The sequence below is a fragment of the Sideroxydans sp. CL21 genome (assembly GCF_902459525.1).
In the GTDB taxonomy this organism is placed as follows: domain Bacteria; phylum Pseudomonadota; class Gammaproteobacteria; order Burkholderiales; family Gallionellaceae; genus Sideroxyarcus.
Window position 1 is genome coordinate 1,290,965 of sequence record NZ_LR699166.1, and the last position, 15,804, is coordinate 1,306,768.

The 15,804-nt window shown below is 54.0% G+C and carries 16 protein-coding genes and 1 other RNA gene; 4 read left to right on the forward strand and 13 right to left on the reverse strand.

Going from position 1 to position 15,804, the window contains the following annotated elements; translation table 11 throughout:
- Positions 1–24 precede the first annotated feature (24 nt).
- Positions 25–891 (reverse strand): pirin family protein, encoded by an 867-nt coding sequence (locus QOY30_RS06115; RefSeq protein ID WP_283743741.1) that lies wholly within the window; start codon positions 889–891, stop codon positions 25–27.
- Positions 892–981: 90 nt separating this feature from the next.
- Between QOY30_RS06115 and QOY30_RS06120 the strand changes: the two genes are divergently transcribed.
- Both QOY30_RS06120 and QOY30_RS06125 read left to right on the forward strand, forming a co-directional pair.
- A complete protein-coding gene (locus QOY30_RS06120) occupies positions 982–1,887 on the forward strand; it encodes a LysR family transcriptional regulator (protein WP_283743742.1) in 906 nt (301 codons plus the stop codon).
- A gap of 183 nt (positions 1,888–2,070) precedes the next feature.
- Positions 2,071–3,216: a formylglycine-generating enzyme family protein gene (locus tag QOY30_RS06125; RefSeq protein ID WP_283743743.1), complete on the forward strand. Its 1,146-nt coding sequence runs from the start codon at positions 2,071–2,073 to the stop codon at positions 3,214–3,216.
- A gap of 165 nt (positions 3,217–3,381) precedes the next feature.
- On the opposite strand, the gene QOY30_RS06130 is transcribed toward QOY30_RS06125, so the two are convergent.
- On the reverse strand, positions 3,382–3,759 hold the full coding sequence (locus QOY30_RS06130; protein ID WP_283743744.1) for a c-type cytochrome: 378 nt from the start codon (positions 3,757–3,759) through the stop codon (positions 3,382–3,384).
- Positions 3,760–4,365: 606 nt separating this feature from the next.
- Between QOY30_RS06130 and QOY30_RS06135 the strand changes: the two genes are divergently transcribed.
- Entirely contained in the window at positions 4,366–5,043 is a 678-nt protein-coding gene (locus tag QOY30_RS06135; RefSeq protein WP_283743745.1) for a PEP-CTERM sorting domain-containing protein, read from the forward strand.
- A 271-nt stretch (positions 5,044–5,314) separates the two neighbouring features.
- Here the strand turns inward: QOY30_RS06135 and QOY30_RS06140 are convergent, their stop codons facing one another.
- The 11 genes from QOY30_RS06140 to ubiG all read right to left on the reverse strand — a co-directional run bounded on the left by QOY30_RS06140 (position 5,315) and on the right by ubiG (position 12,822).
- Complete coding sequence (locus QOY30_RS06140; RefSeq protein WP_283743746.1) at positions 5,315–5,920, reverse strand: hypothetical protein; 606 nt, start codon at positions 5,918–5,920, stop codon at positions 5,315–5,317.
- Between the two features lie 156 nt (positions 5,921–6,076).
- Positions 6,077–6,550, reverse strand: a complete 474-nt coding sequence (locus QOY30_RS06145) for a hypothetical protein (protein WP_283743747.1) — start codon at positions 6,548–6,550, stop codon at positions 6,077–6,079.
- 3 nt (positions 6,551–6,553) lie between these two features.
- Positions 6,554–6,697: a hypothetical protein gene (locus QOY30_RS06150; protein ID WP_283743748.1), complete on the reverse strand. Its 144-nt coding sequence runs from the start codon at positions 6,695–6,697 to the stop codon at positions 6,554–6,556.
- The gene (locus QOY30_RS06155; RefSeq protein ID WP_283743749.1) at positions 6,690–6,992 is read right to left on the reverse strand and encodes a helix-turn-helix domain-containing protein; all 303 of its coding nucleotides are present in this window, start codon (positions 6,990–6,992) and stop codon (positions 6,690–6,692) included. Before QOY30_RS06155 ends, QOY30_RS06150 begins: the two co-directional genes overlap by 8 nt.
- Positions 6,993–7,001: 9 nt before the next feature.
- Positions 7,002–7,211, reverse strand: a complete 210-nt coding sequence (locus QOY30_RS06160) for a helix-turn-helix transcriptional regulator (RefSeq protein WP_283743750.1) — start codon at positions 7,209–7,211, stop codon at positions 7,002–7,004.
- 105 nt (positions 7,212–7,316) lie between these two features.
- A complete protein-coding gene (locus QOY30_RS06165) occupies positions 7,317–8,156 on the reverse strand; it encodes a DUF6387 family protein (protein ID WP_283743751.1) in 840 nt (279 codons plus the stop codon).
- A gap of 92 nt (positions 8,157–8,248) precedes the next feature.
- Positions 8,249–9,460 (reverse strand): tyrosine-type recombinase/integrase, encoded by a 1,212-nt coding sequence (locus QOY30_RS06170; RefSeq protein WP_283743752.1) that lies wholly within the window; start codon positions 9,458–9,460, stop codon positions 8,249–8,251.
- Positions 9,461–9,637: 177 nt separating this feature from the next.
- Positions 9,638–10,007: a transfer-messenger RNA gene (gene ssrA, locus QOY30_RS06175) on the reverse strand.
- A gap of 38 nt (positions 10,008–10,045) precedes the next feature.
- The gene (locus QOY30_RS06180; protein ID WP_283743753.1) at positions 10,046–11,425 is read right to left on the reverse strand and encodes a hemerythrin domain-containing protein; all 1,380 of its coding nucleotides are present in this window, start codon (positions 11,423–11,425) and stop codon (positions 10,046–10,048) included.
- 46 nt (positions 11,426–11,471) lie between these two features.
- On the reverse strand, positions 11,472–12,125 hold the full coding sequence (locus QOY30_RS06185; protein ID WP_283743754.1) for an HAD family hydrolase: 654 nt from the start codon (positions 12,123–12,125) through the stop codon (positions 11,472–11,474).
- A 1-nt stretch (position 12,126) separates the two neighbouring features.
- Positions 12,127–12,822, reverse strand: coding sequence for a bifunctional 2-polyprenyl-6-hydroxyphenol methylase/3-demethylubiquinol 3-O-methyltransferase UbiG (ubiG, locus tag QOY30_RS06190; protein WP_283743755.1), 696 nt, complete (start codon positions 12,820–12,822; stop codon positions 12,127–12,129).
- Between the two features lie 400 nt (positions 12,823–13,222).
- Here ubiG and gyrA point away from each other — a divergent pair, with 400 nt between their 5' ends.
- Positions 13,223–15,793 carry a DNA gyrase subunit A gene (gene gyrA, locus QOY30_RS06195; protein WP_283743756.1) on the forward strand — a complete coding sequence of 857 codons (2,571 nt, stop codon included), beginning with the start codon at positions 13,223–13,225 and terminating at the stop codon, positions 15,791–15,793.
- Positions 15,794–15,804 lie beyond the last annotated feature (11 nt).

Consider the following 15,804-nt stretch of genomic DNA (forward strand, 5'->3'; position numbering starts at 1 on the left):
TTGCGTAATTTGCTTAAGTTCGTTTCAGGCCAAACGCCCATTTCGAAAATCGTCCAATGCCTGGTGTATCTCTTCCTGCGTATTCATCACGAAAGGGCCGTATTGAACGATGGACTCTTTCAAAGGCTTTCCCGCAACCAGTATCAGGCGCGCATCTTCCGTCGCTGTCAGCGTCACGCCGTCAGCTTCGGGTGTGTTGCTCAAGATGCCCATGCGGCGCGACGCTACCGGCGTATCGCCGATTTTTATTGCTCCGCGATAAACGTAAATAAAAGCGTTGTGCATGGTTGGCAGCGAAGTCGAGAATGCGGACCCGGCAGGCAAATGGATATCGAGATACAGCGGCTCGGTGGTTTCGCGGATGACGGCACCATTTACGCCATTGCTGCTGCCGGCGATGACGCGTACGGTGACATTGTCGGCAGTGACATATTCCGGAATATCCTTGCTGGCAAAGTCTTTGTACCAGGGCTGAGCCATTTTGCTCTGTGCAGGAAGGTTGAGCCAGAGTTGGAAGCCTTCCATGACTCCGTCTTTCTGTTCGGGTATTTCCGAGTGGATCACGCCACGGCCGGCAGTCATCCATTGCACACCGCCGTTTTCCAGCAAGCCTTCGTGTCCGGCGCTGTCGCGGTGGCGCATGCGGCCCGAGAGCATGTAGGTCACAGTCTCGAAGCCGCGATGCGGATGGTCGGGGAATCCCGCGATGTAGTCGTCCGGATCGTCGCTGCCGAATGCGTCTAGCATCAGGAAGGGGTCGAGCCGGTGCTGCAATTTGCCGGTGAGTACGCGCGTCAGTTTCACACCGGCGCCATCGGAGGTGGCGACGCCCTCGACCAGCCGGTCGATAGTGCGCGATTGTTGCAGTGTGACTTGGGTGGCAGTGTTCATATCGTTCTCCTTAGTGGAGTAAAGTGGTTGCATATTAGGCGTCTCGAAAAGATAGATAAAGCCATGAATTCGAGATAGACTGTCTCACAAATGGAACAGACAAACATCTCTGCCGATGACTACATCCTGTTCGCCACGATTGCGGATCAGGAAAGCATGGTGCGTGCTGCCGAGCATCTCGGCATGCCCAAGGCGACGGTTTCGCGCCGATTGACGAATCTTGAAGCGGCGCTGGGGCAACGCTTGTTGTTGCGGACCACGCGCCGTCTGACGCTCACCGAATTCGGTCAGGAATTTCTCGATCATTGCCGCCGGGTAGCGGAAGAGGTGGCGACAGCGCAGGATTTTGTGCGCAGCCACGATGTGCAGCCGCATGGCCGCCTGCGCATCTCCATGCCGGACGATTATGCCAAGCACAATCTGTCGCGTGCGCTGGCCACTTTCATTGAAGCCTACCCGGAGATCCAACTTGATCTCGATCTGAGTTCACGCTTGGTCGATCTGATCGGAGAGCGGTTCGATCTCGCCATTCGCATGGGAAACCTGGAAAACGACTCCACCCTGGTTGCACGCAAGATAGACGACCAACACTTCGGCCTGTATGCCAGTCCTATTTATCTGAGCCTGCATCCGTCGCCCAAGCATCCGGATGAGCTGCTACAGCACGTTGCGGTACGGTTGCTTTCCGATCATGGCGATTCCATCCCGTGGAAGTTGTCGCGCGGCAAGGCCTTGTGGGAAGGCGTTCCTTCCGGACGGTTGGCGCTGAACTCTATCGGCCTCATCCAACAGTTTCTGCTGGACGGTGCCGGCATCGGCGCTTTACCCGACCGGTTTGCGCAAGAACATGTGAACATGAAACGGCTGGTGCGCATTTTGCCGGAATGGTGTTTACCTTCCGTCCCGGCATGGGCGGTGATGCCGATGCGCCGCTATTTGCCGGCCAAGACACGGGCGTTTATCGAGCATCTTGAGAAGTTCATGGTAAAGGGCTAGACGCTGTTCGGGACAGGGCGGGCTTCGTGGACTAGCCGCATGCCCGGAACACGCAGGCTGGTGCAAATCGCTCCTGATATGTCAATGATCATGATTTTTAGAAGCTTCAAAAAACCATGTTAAAAAAACAGCTACAATTACTCGCAGTCACCACCGACGAAGCACATATGAAGGGATTTTATTTTGGTTAACATTCAGAAGTGTCTGGCAGTTATTCTTTTAATTGTTTGCGCACCGGCATTTGCCGAAAGCGCGAACGACCCGTTCCAGGAGGTTGCCGCAAAATATCTGGCAGCGAATCCCAAACCGGTTCTGTCCGAGGAGGCCCACAAGTACAAGGTTCAGGCCGAATTCATGATGCAGGAAAAGCAACCTGACAAGGCTATAGCGCTGTATGGCAAGGCATTGAATGTTGCTCCCTGGTGGCCCGAGGGACACTACCAGTTGGGGTTGCTCCTTGGCGAAGCAAAAAAATACCGGGATGCGACGCAAGAGATGAAGCATTATCTGCTGCTTGCTCCTGAAGGTGCCGATGCGCGCGCAGCCCAGGACAAGATATACCAATGGGAAGTGGTGATCGAACCGGAAACGGGCAAAACGACCCCGGAAGCGGCGAAGGCACTTCCGGAAGCCGGGAAGACATTCAAAGACTGCCCGACATGTGCGGAGATGGTAGAGATTCCTGCGGGCAGTTTTGACATGGGATCGAACAACGGGGAAGCAGACGAAAAGCCCGTGCATCGAGTTACTTTCAGCAAACCCTTTGCCATAGGCAAGACCGAGGTCACCCAGGAACAATGGTATGCAGTGATGGGTAGCGACCCCAGTTATTTCAATGGGTGTGGTGATACTTGCCCGGTGGAACAAGTCAGCTGGAACGACGCCCAGACCTTCATTAAAAAGCTCAATGCCAAAACCGGAAAACAGTATCGTTTGCCTACTGAAGCCGAATGGGAATATGCCTGCCGGGCAGGGAGCCAACTGGAATATTGCGGTAGCGACAATGCGGACAATGTGTCGTGGAACACCTTGAACAGCGGCGGCTTCTTTTTCAATACGCCACATCCGGTTGCGACCAAACATGCCAACGCATTTGGTTTGTACGATATGAGCGGCAACGTCTGGGAATGGATCGAAGACAACTATCACGAAAACTACAATGGTGCCCCGGCGGATGGCAGCGCATGGGAGGGTGGTTCCATGCGCGTTTTGCGCGGCGGCTCGTGGGGAAAAGATCCCAAGTTCGGGCGCGCGGCAGCGCGTTCCAAGTTCGCCTCCAATTACCGGGATTTCAGCTACGGGCTCCGTCTGGCAAGAAACCTGCCGTAGTCAACGTAGAAAGCATTTGTGCATGCGGGGTATTTGAAGCGATTTTCCTGACGCAATTTGACGCCTCATTTGGCATTGAAAATAGCATCAATTTATTTCAGAACGGGTCAAAGCAAATAAAAAAGCCGACTTGCGTCGGCTTTTTTGTGTAGAACTGAATCAAATTTACTTGGCCAGGCCCAGTACGAATTCGACCAATTCCTTGATTTCTGGTTGCTTCTTGCCGGCTGGGTCGTTAGGCACCATTGCTGCAGTACCCCAGTTGCCATGACCGCCCTTGGAAACCTTCATCATCAGACCTTCAACCAGCGGAAATTCCTTGGCGTCGGGAGCAGCAGATCCGTTATTTGAATACTTGTAAGTCTTGACACCCTTGTATTTTTTGGACACATCCATCCAAGCCGGGCCAACCACCTTGTGGTCAATTGCGTGGCAAGCGGTACAACCATTCTTCTTGGCCAATGGCGGCATATCTTCTGCCATTGCGCTTCCAGCTACCATCAATCCTGCTGCTACTGTCATGCCTACGATAAAAGATTTCATAGATTCCCCCTGAGTAGTTAAAAAACAAAGTTACTAACTTATCCATCTACTTACCTGAAAGATAAAGCAGTGGCACTGCATTGTCGGATAGCCCGAGTCCCCGTATCCTAACAACGATTCCGTAAAGAAAATGTCAATATAGCGTCAAGGAAGCGTGCATTTGCGCTTCGTGCAACAGAAGCGGTTTCCAGTTTGATATCAACCCGGATTTCCCATTAGCGCGATTTATCGAGGGTAAAAACGAGCGCTCTCCTATTCGCTCACTTGTGGACTTCGGCGAACCAAGGCGGAGCGGAATTTTATATAAATTGTTGTGTTCAATACAAACAAAAAAGCCCACCCTTACAGGTGAGCTTTTTTGTGGCGGCGTCTACCGAATAGTGCTATCTATGCCACATCACTGCTAGATATTGAGAATAAATAGTTTTGATATGCCCCCAATTGTGCCCCCAGGAATATCCGTCATCCGCATGGAAATCTATATTTCGCATCACGTTATTTGACAGCTTCCCCCTTTCTAGTACCTAAGTACAATATTTTTCTTTGCCCAAGTGGAGTAGCTTCAAAACCAGTTAATTGAATTTATAACCACTGAGTGGGGGAATCATGTTCAGATCTAAAATGCTTTATACATCTATGGTTGCCTGTTTCCTTGCCTTCACTGGCACGGCCCAAGCATCTACGACGCAGTCGTTCGATTATGGTACTTTATTGAGTGCATCATCAGGCTACACGGCTCCCAACAATTTCTCATCCAACCCATTTGCGAATCTGCTTGTAACGAATTTTGGCACCGGCACATGGCAGTTTACACTGACCATCAACAACAATTTGTTCAGTAGCTTCGGTTCTAGCGCCTTCATTGGAGGTATGGAGTTCAATATTGACCCTAACGTGAATTGGAGCAATATGACATCGACTTTTGTTTCCAGCGATGTGGGCGGAGTGACTAGCGTCGCTACCACTGGCGGAAATTGTACTGGCGGCACAAGTATAGGTTGTTTCGACTTTGGAACCAGCTTCGGGAAGGGTGCCAACAACAGGCTTTCCCAGAATGATTATGTTACATGGAACGTGTCACCTTTTGCATCGAATGCTAACCTCATCAATTCGTACATACATGTGCAGGGACTAGGCACCTGTGCAACTGATTCCGCTAAGTACACACCTTTGTCTGCTGTTCCTGAGCCTGAGACCTATGCCATGCTACTTGCCGGCTTGGGACTGGTTGGTTTCATCGCTTCCCGTCGTAAGAACCAGAATAGCCTGATGAATTTCGCCTGATACATTTCCAGTATTTGACGTGATAACCCCGCTACGGCGGGGTTTTTTAATCAGCTACGCCCACTAATGGCACACAGCGGTACTTCATGTTGCCATATTGTCTGCCGGAAAGCGGCCTCTCAAATCCACTTTTCATTATGAAATCTCGTTTAGCTCATCCCGTTGCGCACGCAGCAATGACGATAGCTCACGCAGCATTGTTCGCCAACCTCCCTTGTAGGCGTTCCGCGATGATACCGTCTTGCCTTCAGGTGTACGTGCCCCCGTCGATCTAGTCCACGGTTGCCATTGCCTGATCTTTTCCGCCTGTTGCGCCCGTTGCTCTACCGTCCACTGTCTCGCCGCCATGCTGCACCTCTAATAGTTCGTTTTGCTGATTTATGTTTTTCTCCGCGCGAGCAGCGGGGGAGGGTGTGCCGTTGTTCACTTGCTGGTTGCCGTTGCCTTGGTTGATATTCGCCTGCCTTGCAAACACCACGGGCGGGTTCTTGATCGTCGCCAATGTCTCTAACGTCATACGGCTTTGATTCTGAGCCTTCAATGCCAGGCGCAAATAGGTTTCGTATTGCTTCAAGTATTCCTGATTTACTGCCCGTCTTGCCAGGCTCACAAAGATGGCTTGCAGAGCATTAGCCTGCCCGACCAGCATGGCTTCACAGAGCTTTAGATCTCCGTCTTCCACTTGGTGAATTTTCTCGCGTAGCTGCGCAGTCAGCTCGCTTATGTCTTGCTCGCCAAAGGCTTTCGCGTATTCTGAAACCACTGCCGCCGCGTTGACGCTTGGCATCAGTGACACCTTGGCAACATATTCGGCCTTTTCCTTGTCGGATTGTGCGGGTTGCTTTGCGTCGGTCTTTGCTATTTTCTTCGTTGCCATGTTTAACCTTCCCTGCAAGATGCAGTGTAAAGATGGTAATTCTAGATAGGTATGCAACTAGTGCATCAGGGCTGGTTTGAAAAGTGCCTCTAGTGATGCAGCTAGTGCATCAGTGACACAGTTTCCCTTAGCCCTCTAGTGCAGCCACTGCATCAGTTAGCGCGCTTGTGATGCTGCCAGTGCATTAAGGGGTGCGTTTTTCTCAACCACCTTTAGCACTGGTCGCGGATCTTTCAACCTGTATGCACCACGCGGAAATGACTGCGCACTAATTTCCAGCTTTCCGCCACAATCGTCCATCGCATACCATGTAACCGCATACAGGCTCGCCTTGCTGGGGCGTGAACCTTTCCGCGTTTCCACGATCAAGCCTGCCTCTATCAATTCGAGCTTTGCCGCATGTAGCGTGTGGGTAGATTTCCACCCGCGCAACTTCATCATGCTAAAGGCCGCGCACAGGTCGCCGTTATTGTCGCCGCGATACTGCGCCACCAAATCAAACAGCAACATCCGTGCATGAGCACTCACCCCCAGATAAGCCGCTCCATTCAGCACACACAACGGCAGCGTGATAAATGAGCCACCGTCGCGTTTGTCAGCCGCGTTCCTGTATCGATTCTTTTTTGCCATCGCTTAGCCATCCGCAAGGCGTGAAAGGAACAGATACAAGCCCCATGCCTCGATCATTGAAAGCGCGGTGAGGTCAGCACCTATGCCAAGGTGTGAAAACCGTACAGCGAGGCATTGCAGGCGTTCCATCCAGTCCAGGTTATTCATCGGACACCTCGCTGGGTTGTAAAACGTAGAGCGCGACACGATGCACTTTGCCGCAATCGGTCTGACGTCCTATCCAGACCGTTTCTATCCCGTTACCGCGTCGCCGTAACTCCAACACCCGCGCAGCCGGACAAAGAATGTCCAGTTCATGCCGTGCTGTTACTGTATCAATCGGGGATTGTTTCAGGCGTTCCAGCAGTCTTTGCCGTTGTGCATGGGCGCTGTTAGAATCGCCGCGTGGTGTTTTTGAGGGCGTGCCGTTGCGAGGTGCGCCCTTGTTGTTTGTGGTGTCCATGTCGCCCCCTTATTTTGCAGAAGTGCGGGTTGCTTCCCACGCCAGCAAATCCGTAAGTCTCCAGCAAGTTGTATTGCTACCAAGCTTCACAGGTTGAGGAAATCCTGTTGAGGGTGTCGCCGCCCATTTCCAGATCGTGCTCCCTGCTACACGGTAGCGGTTGCGCAGATCAGCTAGGCGCAGATAAGCGGGGGTGTCGGTAAGTGTTTTGGTTTGCATCGCATCGTTTCCGGTTCACCGTTAAGCAACGGCACGATGCGACTTTAGTTACACAGGCAGTAGATTTCGAGGGATGAAATAGGTGAATATCTATCACGGAATAAATTATTCAGTTTTTCGTTCCACTCTCGCGGCTTGCTCATCCAAAGCGGCAAGATACACATTTGACATTAATTTGTTTGCAAGTGGTCTCACCACCTTTCTAACGCGCTCGGAAACGTCAATATCAAATTCATCAGGGAATAGCAGGTTGCCCAAAGTTGCTTGAGATATGCTCGTATCTGTATAGTGGCAAAACAGATCAATATCAATGAGCGCGAGCACGCGGTATCGCCACCAGTCTTGCATGTCAGCATCAGTAACATCTTTTTTGGGGGCGCCCATTCCTCTTGCTTCACGTTTTTTTGCCAGCCAGTTTTTGAAGTCGCCTATCAATTGAGCGTCCGAAGTATTCAAGTCAACAAAAACTTCTTCGTAATAAGAGCTATCTGGAAACCTCTCATAAATTAAATCAATAAACGCCCTATCTAGCAATGCTGGTATTTCAGGCACTTCTCCAGTTACATCGATGTGGTGATACCAGGCCTTTGCCGCTGAATCAACGTCCTGATAAGCCTCATTCTTCAATCTAAATTGGCCATCGTAAACGTCAACTACGGTTCTATCCCAAACTCTTGAAGAGCCTTTTGCTAAGAATCCACCAACATGTCCCCCTTCGTTGGGCGTTGGATTGCATAAGATCTTAACGAGTATTTCATTGAGACTATCATTGGGGCTCTTGCCAACACAGTGGCCACGATCCGCAACACCTTTCAACATATACCTGACACCCAAATGCCTCGTCCAATCGGGCACTCCCCAAGACTTAGTTCGGTCGTATTTGCCAATGTCAAACCATGACAAGTCGTCTGTTTTCAATCTAGCAATGTGTTTAACTTCAGACATGCCGCGCCCCTTTCACGTCCCTCAATAGAACCTACGCCAGCGGATAAGGGTGTCCGTTTTCGCCCCGTCGGGCTAGGCGTGGATAACTCGAATTATGCTCGAAGCGTTAGCACTTCTGCACCTTGCTTAATCTTGTCCAGATAATCCGCCCATTGCTGCATCATGGCGCGGCGTTCTGCAAGGTGTGCTGTACGGTTGTATGCGCGCCCATTGGGGTCGCGTACGGCATGGGCAAGTTGATGTTCTATGAAGTCGGGGCGCACCTGTAAAACTTCATCCAAGATGGTACGCGCCATGGCACGAAAGCCGTGACCACTCATTTCATCTTTGGCAAATCCCATGCGGCGCAGTGCGGCCAATACTGCATTGTCACTCATTGGCCTGCCATTCGTTCGCGCCCCTGGAAACACATAACGTCCATCGCCTGTTAATGCGTGCAGTTCGCGAAGAATTTCTATTGCTTGGGTGGATAGGGGAACAAGGTGTGGTTCGCGCATCTTCATACGAGCTGCGGGAATGTTCCACTCGGCCTTATCTAAGTCAAACTCTGCCCATTCGGCTTTACGTAGTTCCCCAGGGCGTACAAAGAATAGGGGGGCGAGGCGGAGAGCGCACTTGGTAACGAACGCGCCTTTATAACCATCCATGGCGCGCAGAAGGTCGGCGATTGCCATAGGATCGGTAATGGCGGCATGGTGTTCTTGTTTTACTGGGGGTAGGGCACCCTTGAGGTCTGGAGAAGGGTCGCGATCGGCGCGTCCCGTTGCTATGGCATAACGGAAAACCTGCCCGCAATTTTGGAGCGCACGATGTGAAGTCTCGACTGCTCCGCGTTCTTCAATCCTGCGGAGAGTGGCAAGCAACTCTGGCGCTTTGATTTCAGCTATTGGCTTTCCGCCAATCCAAGGGAATATGTCGCGTTCAAGCCGTTTGATGATTCTATCGGCATGGTTGGCTGTCCAGGTATTGGATTGTTTTGCGATCCATTCGCGTGCAACGATTTCAAAGCTATTAGCTGCGCGTTCGGATTTTGCTGCCTTGGTGGCTTTGCGGTGTTCGCTGGGATCAATATCGTTTGCGAGTTGCTTGCGGGCTTCATCGCGCCTGGATCGAGCGTCGGATAGGGTTACGTCTGGATATACGCCCAAGGCGAACCGCTTTTCCTTTCCGCCAAAACGATATTTGAGCCTCCAATACTTTGAGCCGTTCGGCATCACCTCCAGATACATTCCGCCGCCGTCTGCCATTTTGTAGGGTTTGGCTTCTGGTTTGGCTTTCTTTACCGCCGGGTCTGATAGCTTCATGGCCGTACCTCACTGGGGGCATCAAAATCGTAAAGGGGGCATAACGCTCAGAATTGTGCCCCCAATCCTCTCCCAATTGCAATAGATGGCAATGTACGGCTTAAAACAAAAAACCCGCCAATCGTTAGGATTGAAGCGGGTTTCGTGTATGTCGTTAGACAGGGTGATACAGTGAAATGGTGGAGGCGGCGGGAATTGAACCCGCGTCCGCAAGTCCTCTACAGGCAGTTCTACATACTTAGTCTGGTTGTTTAATTTTATCCGGCAGACGCCAACCGACAGGCTGCTACAGGACGAGTCACCTTAATTTTAGCTTCGTACAAAGTAACCCTGTACGACACGATTCTGTGTAAATGACCTCACTCATCGCGGTATTGCTACCTTGAGCCCCTCCACAGACAGCGGGGTGTGAGGTCTAACCGGTTAAGCGGCTAGAGCGTACTTTTCGTCGTTTGCGACTATTGGTTTTCCAGCTGATTTACGAGGTTGCGGGTCCTCGGTATGCCCTACGCTGCTTTGTAACCCACGTCGAAGCCAGGTCGCCCCCGGTTCGTTGTGCTACTAACAGTGGGCATTATAGCAGTATTACTTCGGCTTGTTCTGCAGCAGGGAGCGGGAGAAGTGGCGGTCAGCCTTGGTGGCATGCGAAGAGAACCAGTCGAGCAGTAGCAGTTCGGTACGGAAGGCGAGGTAGCGCGGGTCTTCCTTGCCGATTCTGGCTTTCTTTTCCAGTTCGGAAAAATTTTCGATGAAGCGCTTGTGCTCCTGGGCATGGCCATCGGCGAAGGGGTAATTGCGCTCCCGCATCATTTTTTCTTCTATGGGGAAGAGTTGTTGGGTGTGCTGCGCGAGGAAGGGGAAAATGTCGGCAAACTTGCCGCAGTCGTTTTGATCGATTTGTGCGGAGAGTGTGTTGATGTGTTCCATCAAAACATGATGTGCCGCGTCGACTTCCGGCAAGCCGGTATGTTGGTCTTCTTTCCATGCCAGCCCGGTCTGCAGTTCTCCGGTTCCCAAATGCTGTCCGGTGGCCTGAAATTCGTAGCAGCGCTCCAGGTAGAAGAGGGCAGGAAAGTCCTCTGGGGAAATATCGATGCACTGCCTGAGCAGCGGGATGGCTTTCTCGGTGTCTTTCAGGTGGTAATAGGCGACCGCCTTTTCGAATATCTCCAGGGTTTCCCGTTTACTGTTACGCAGTTCTTCGGGGTTGTTGTCGAAGACTTCATAAATGGAAAGCGGCTGTGATTTGCCTTTGACGCGAATGCGGTCCAGGAATCGGATGTCGAATTTTTTTGGGTCGGCCAGGTCGTACAAAGTGTTCTGGCTGATGATGAGGGGCGCATGGTAGGTCTTGGTGGCTTCTTCGATGCGCGAGGTCAGGTTCACGGCATCGCCGATCACGGTGCTGTCCATGCGGTTGATGCCGCCCACCGTGCCGATCATCACCACGCCCGTGTTCAGGCCGATGCCGACGTTGATCGGCTCGTAGCCCGCACGTATGCGTCCGGCATTGTAATAATCCAGCCGTTCCTGCATGGCGATGGCACCGCTGACTGCATCATCCGCGCCTTTTTCGAACAGGGCCATGATGGTGTCGCCGATGTATTTGTCGATGATGCCGTGATGGCGGCTGATGACGGGTTCCATCTGGCCGAGATACGAATTGATGAACTCGAAGTTTTCCGTCGGGGTCATGGATTCCGATAGCGGAGTGAAATCGCGGATGTCCGAGAACAGAATGGTCATTTTGCGTTCGACCTGGTCGCCCAGCTTTACATCCACGATGCTTTTGGCTTCGAGCAGGTGGAGCAATTGATGCGGGATCAGCCGACTATACGCCGCCTCGGTCTGTTGCAGCAGAGTCAACGCCTGTTGATGGGCGATGATGACTTTGTGCAATATCTCCTGGATATTGTCTTGTGTTGGATTGGTGGATGTGTCATCTCCCCCGGCTTTCTTGTTCATGCTCTCCTGCCCGGATTTCTTGTTATGTAGGGCATCATACCGCCGTTCAGTTCTGGATGTAACGCAGCAGGGCAAAGGGTGTTAGTACGCTGCCGGAGGCAGGCCAGGCGGTTAGATCCGCAACCGGATCGATATAGCCGTATGCCGCGATGATGCCAGTCATGCCTGCGGCCTGTGCTGCTTCCATGTCGCGCAGATCGTCGCCCAGATAGAGGCAGTTTTCCGGGATGACCCCCATCAGATCTGCCGCGTGCAGCAACGGCATCGGATGCGGTTTGGCGCGTGCGCAGGTATCGCCACTAACCAGACAGGCTGCGCGTTTGGCATAGCCGAGTTTTTCCATCAGCGGAACGGTATAGCGGTGCGGCTTGTTGGTGACGATGCCCCAGGGCAGATCGTGCCGCTCCAGTTCGGCAATCAGCGCTCCCATGCCGGGGAACAGGACAGTGTTGTCGCAGATGTGACTTTCATAATGCTGCAGGAATGCATCGCGCAACGCTTCGTAATTGGGCGCGTCCGGCTCGACGTTCATTCCCAGTTTGAGCAGTCCGCGCGAGCCATGAGAAGCCTGCAGACGGAGAATCTCGATGGGTAAAGGTGGCAGGTCGTGCAACTCACGCACATGGTTAAGTGCCGCACCCAAGTCGGGGGCGGAATCAGCGAAGGTGCCGTCGAGATCGAAGAGAACTGCCTGAATCACGTTAGTCTTTGCGGCAAGCGGCCATGTAATTGACGCTGGTATCGTGCCCGAGGGAGTAGCTCTTGTTCAGCGGGTTATAGCTCATGCCTGTGATATCCGAAACAGTCAGCCCCGCATCGCGGCACCATTGCGCGAGCTCGGAAGGTTTGATGAATTTGGCGAAGTCGTGCGTTCCGCGCGGCAGCAGATTGAGTACATATTCCGCGCCGAGGATTGCGAACAGGTACGACTTCGGGTTGCGGTTCAGCGTGGAGAAGAACACATGTCCGCCCGGCTTCGCCAGTTGGGCGCAGGCTGCGACCACGGCGGCGGGATCGGGTACATGTTCCAGCATCTCCATGCAGGTCACCACGTCGTAATGGGCGGGGCGCTCGGCAGCCAGCTCTTCCACTGCCACCTTGCGGTATTCCACCTGCATGCCGCTTTCCAGCAAGTGCAGTTTGGCGACTTGCAACGACTTGTCTGCAAGGTCGATGCCCGTCACCTTGGCGCCGGACGCTGCCAGGCTCTCCGTCAAAATGCCGCCGCCGCAGCCCACATCCAGCACCGTCTTGCCGGAAAGAGACGCGATGCGGTCGATGTACCCAAGGCGCAAAGGGTTAATCTCGTGCAGAGGCTTGAATTCGCTGTTCTTGTCCCACCACTTGTGGGCGAGTTGCGAGAATTTTTCCAGTTCGATAGGGTCGGCGTTGGACATGGCGTGGGCTCTTGTTGACAGGTAAGCGACTTTAACAAAACTACCGGCTAATAGCCAAACTAAGAAGGTGGGCTGGCCGGTAGTCGGCGCGGGAGGGGGGCGCGACTGAGCGAATGGATCGCTGCGTAGCAGCGGGGAACCCATCGGCCTACTCCTTGCGGGTGCGTTACTGCGTAAGCAGCCGATTGCGGGAGCGACTGCCTGCAGCCCCTCCCGCACCGTCGGCTCCGCCGCACCGTGTCAGGGGGCGGTCGCGACGCGTTACTGCGTAGCAGCCGATTGCGGGAGCGACCGCGTGCAGCCCCTCCCGCACCGTCGGCTCCGCCGCACCGTGTCAGGGCTGCTGTGGTAGAATGCGAACTTCGTTTTTTGCCCCTACGTCTCAATAATTAGGTCGCTCATGGAACAACAATTCGCCAAAGAAACCCTGCCAGTCAGCCTTGAAGAAGAAATGCGCAAGTCCTATCTGGACTATGCGATGAGCGTCATCGTGGGCCGTGCGTTGCCGGATGTGCGCGATGGCCTGAAGCCGGTGCACAGGCGCGTTCTGTTCGCGATGCACGAACTCAATAACGACTGGAATCGCGCTTACAAGAAATCCGCGCGTATCGTCGGCGATGTCATCGGTAAATACCACCCGCACGGCGACACGGCGGTGTACGACACCATCGTGCGCATGGCGCAGGATTTTTCCTTGCGTTACACGCTGGTGGATGGCCAGGGTAACTTCGGTTCGGTGGACGGCGATAACGCGGCGGCGATGCGTTACACCGAGATCCGCATGGCGAAGATCGCACACGAACTGCTGGCCGATCTGGATAAAGAGACAGTGGACTTCGGGCCGAACTACGACGGTTCGGAGCATGAGCCGCTGGTGTTCCCCGCGCGCTTCCCCAACCTGCTGGTGAACGGCTCCTCCGGTATCGCGGTGGGCATGGCGACCAACATCCCGCCGCACAACATGAGTGAAGTGGTGGATGCCTGCCTGGCCCTGCTGAAAGAGCCGGACATGGACATCGAGCAGCTGATCGAACTGGTGCCGGCTCCCGACTTCCCGACCGCCGGATTCATCTACGGCCTGGCAGGAGTGAAGGAAGGTTACCGCACGGGCCGTGGCCGCGTGGTGATGCGTGCGCGTACCCACTTCGAGGACATCGGCAAGGGCGACCGTCAGGCCATCATCATTGACGAACTTCCGTATCAGGTAAACAAGGCCACGTTGCTGATGAAGATCGGCGAGATGGTGCGCGAAAAGCGCATTGAAGGCATCTCCGAGATTCGCGACGAATCGGACAAATCCGGCATGCGTGCGGTGATCGAGCTGAAGCGCGGTGAGAACGCTGAAGTGATCCTGAACCAGCTATACAAAGACACGCCGATGCAGGACAGCTTCGGTATCAACATGGTCGCGATTCTTGACGGCCAGCCCAAGCTGCTCAACCTCAAGCAAGTGATCGAGGCGTTCCTGCGCCATCGTCGCGAAGTTGTCACGCGCCGCACCATATTCGAACTGCGCAAGGCGCGTGAGCGCGGCCATATCCTGGAAGGTCTGGCAGTCGCGCTGTCCAATGTGGACGAGATCATTGCGCTGATCAAGGCCGCACCGACTCCGCCGGACGCCAAGCGAGAATTGATGGCGCGCGGCTGGCGCTCCTCGCTGGTGGAAGACATGCTTTCCCGCGTCAGCGACGCATCGCGTCCCGATGGTTTGGCACCTGAGTTCGGTCTGGTAGGAAAAGACGGTGAACGTGGCTACTACCTGTCGGATGCGCAAGCACAAGCCATTCTGGAATTGCGTTTGCAACGTTTGACCGGACTGGAGCAGGACAAGATCGTCGGAGAGTACCGCGAGGTGATGGACAAGATCACCGACCTGCTGGATATCCTGGCCAAGCCGGCCCGCGTGACTCAGATCATCGGCGACGAACTGGTGACGATACGCTCGCAGTTCGGCGACAAGCGCCGTAGCGAAATCATCACGCATACACAAGACATGAGCATGGAAGACCTGATCGCGCCGGAAGACGTGGTGGTGACCATGTCGCACGGCGGCTACATGAAGGCGCAGAAGCTGGATGAATACCGCGCCCAGAAACGCGGCGGACGCGGCAAGCAGGCCACCGCGACCAAGGAAGACGATTTCGTCGATAACCTGTTCATCGCCAACACGCACGATTACATCCTGTGCTTCTCCAACCGCGGTCGCGTGTACTGGCTCAAGGTGTACGACGTGCCGCAAGGTACGCGCATCAGCCGCGGCAAGCCTATCGTCAATTTGTTGCCGCTGGAGCCGAACGAAAAGATCAACGCCATTCTGCCGGTGAAAGAGTTTACCGAAGATCAGTTCATCTTCTTTGCCACCACCGACGGTACGGTGAAAAAGACGCCGTTGTCCGACTTCGCCAACCCGCGCAAGGCCGGCATCATCGCCATCAATCTGGACGAGGGCGACTTCCTTATCGGCGTGGCGATTACCGACGGCAAGCACGACGTGATGCTGTTCTCGGATGAAGGCAGGGCAGTGCGTTTCGACGAGGATGACGTGCGCTCGATGGGCCGTGTGACGCGCGGCGTGCGCGGCATGAACCTGGCCAAGGGTGGCAAAGTGATTGCGCTGCTGGTGGCGGAAGACGAACAGCAAACCGTGCTGACCGCAACCGAGAACGGCTTCGGCAAACGCACGCCGATCGCTGAATATACCCGTCACGGACGCGGTACGCAGGGCATGATCGCGATACAGACCACCGAGCGTAATGGCAAGGTGGTGGCGGCGACGCTGGTCAAGCCGGAAGAAGAAATCATGCTGATAGGCACCAACGGCGTGCTGATTCGCACGCGCGTCAACGAGATCCGCGAGATGAGCCGCGCCACGCAAGGCGTGACACTGATCAATCTGGGCGAGGGCGAGAAGTTGGCAGGTTTAAGCCGTATCGCCGAAACGGAAGAAGAATCTGAACCTGAATCTGAATAACCTCTGAGGAG

What these genes read in the sequence shown, in the direction of transcription:
- QOY30_RS06115 (WP_283743741.1), bottom strand. Translation starts at nt 891, where the DNA reads ATGAACACTGCCACCCAAGTCACACTGCAACAATCGCGCACTATCGAC.
- QOY30_RS06165 (WP_283743751.1), bottom strand. Translation starts at nt 8,156, where the DNA reads ATGTCTGAAGTTAAACACATTGCTAGATTGAAAACAGACGACTTGTCA.
- QOY30_RS06170 (WP_283743752.1), bottom strand. Translation starts at nt 9,460, where the DNA reads ATGAAGCTATCAGACCCGGCGGTAAAGAAAGCCAAACCAGAAGCCAAA.
- QOY30_RS06155 (WP_283743749.1), bottom strand. Translation starts at nt 6,992, where the DNA reads ATGGACACCACAAACAACAAGGGCGCACCTCGCAACGGCACGCCCTCA.
- QOY30_RS06140 (WP_283743746.1), bottom strand. Translation starts at nt 5,920, where the DNA reads ATGGCAACGAAGAAAATAGCAAAGACCGACGCAAAGCAACCCGCACAA.
- QOY30_RS06160 (WP_283743750.1), bottom strand. Translation starts at nt 7,211, where the DNA reads ATGCAAACCAAAACACTTACCGACACCCCCGCTTATCTGCGCCTAGCT.
- QOY30_RS06180 (WP_283743753.1), bottom strand. Translation starts at nt 11,425, where the DNA reads ATGAACAAGAAAGCCGGGGGAGATGACACATCCACCAATCCAACACAA.
- gyrA (WP_283743756.1), top strand. Translation starts at nt 13,223, where the DNA reads ATGGAACAACAATTCGCCAAAGAAACCCTGCCAGTCAGCCTTGAAGAA.
- QOY30_RS06150 (WP_283743748.1), bottom strand. Translation starts at nt 6,697, where the DNA reads ATGAATAACCTGGACTGGATGGAACGCCTGCAATGCCTCGCTGTACGG.
- QOY30_RS06130 (WP_283743744.1), bottom strand. Translation starts at nt 3,759, where the DNA reads ATGAAATCTTTTATCGTAGGCATGACAGTAGCAGCAGGATTGATGGTA.
- QOY30_RS06135 (WP_283743745.1), top strand. Translation starts at nt 4,366, where the DNA reads ATGTTCAGATCTAAAATGCTTTATACATCTATGGTTGCCTGTTTCCTT.
- ubiG (WP_283743755.1), bottom strand. Translation starts at nt 12,822, where the DNA reads ATGTCCAACGCCGACCCTATCGAACTGGAAAAATTCTCGCAACTCGCC.
- QOY30_RS06145 (WP_283743747.1), bottom strand. Translation starts at nt 6,550, where the DNA reads ATGGCAAAAAAGAATCGATACAGGAACGCGGCTGACAAACGCGACGGT.
- QOY30_RS06120 (WP_283743742.1), top strand. Translation starts at nt 982, where the DNA reads ATGGAACAGACAAACATCTCTGCCGATGACTACATCCTGTTCGCCACG.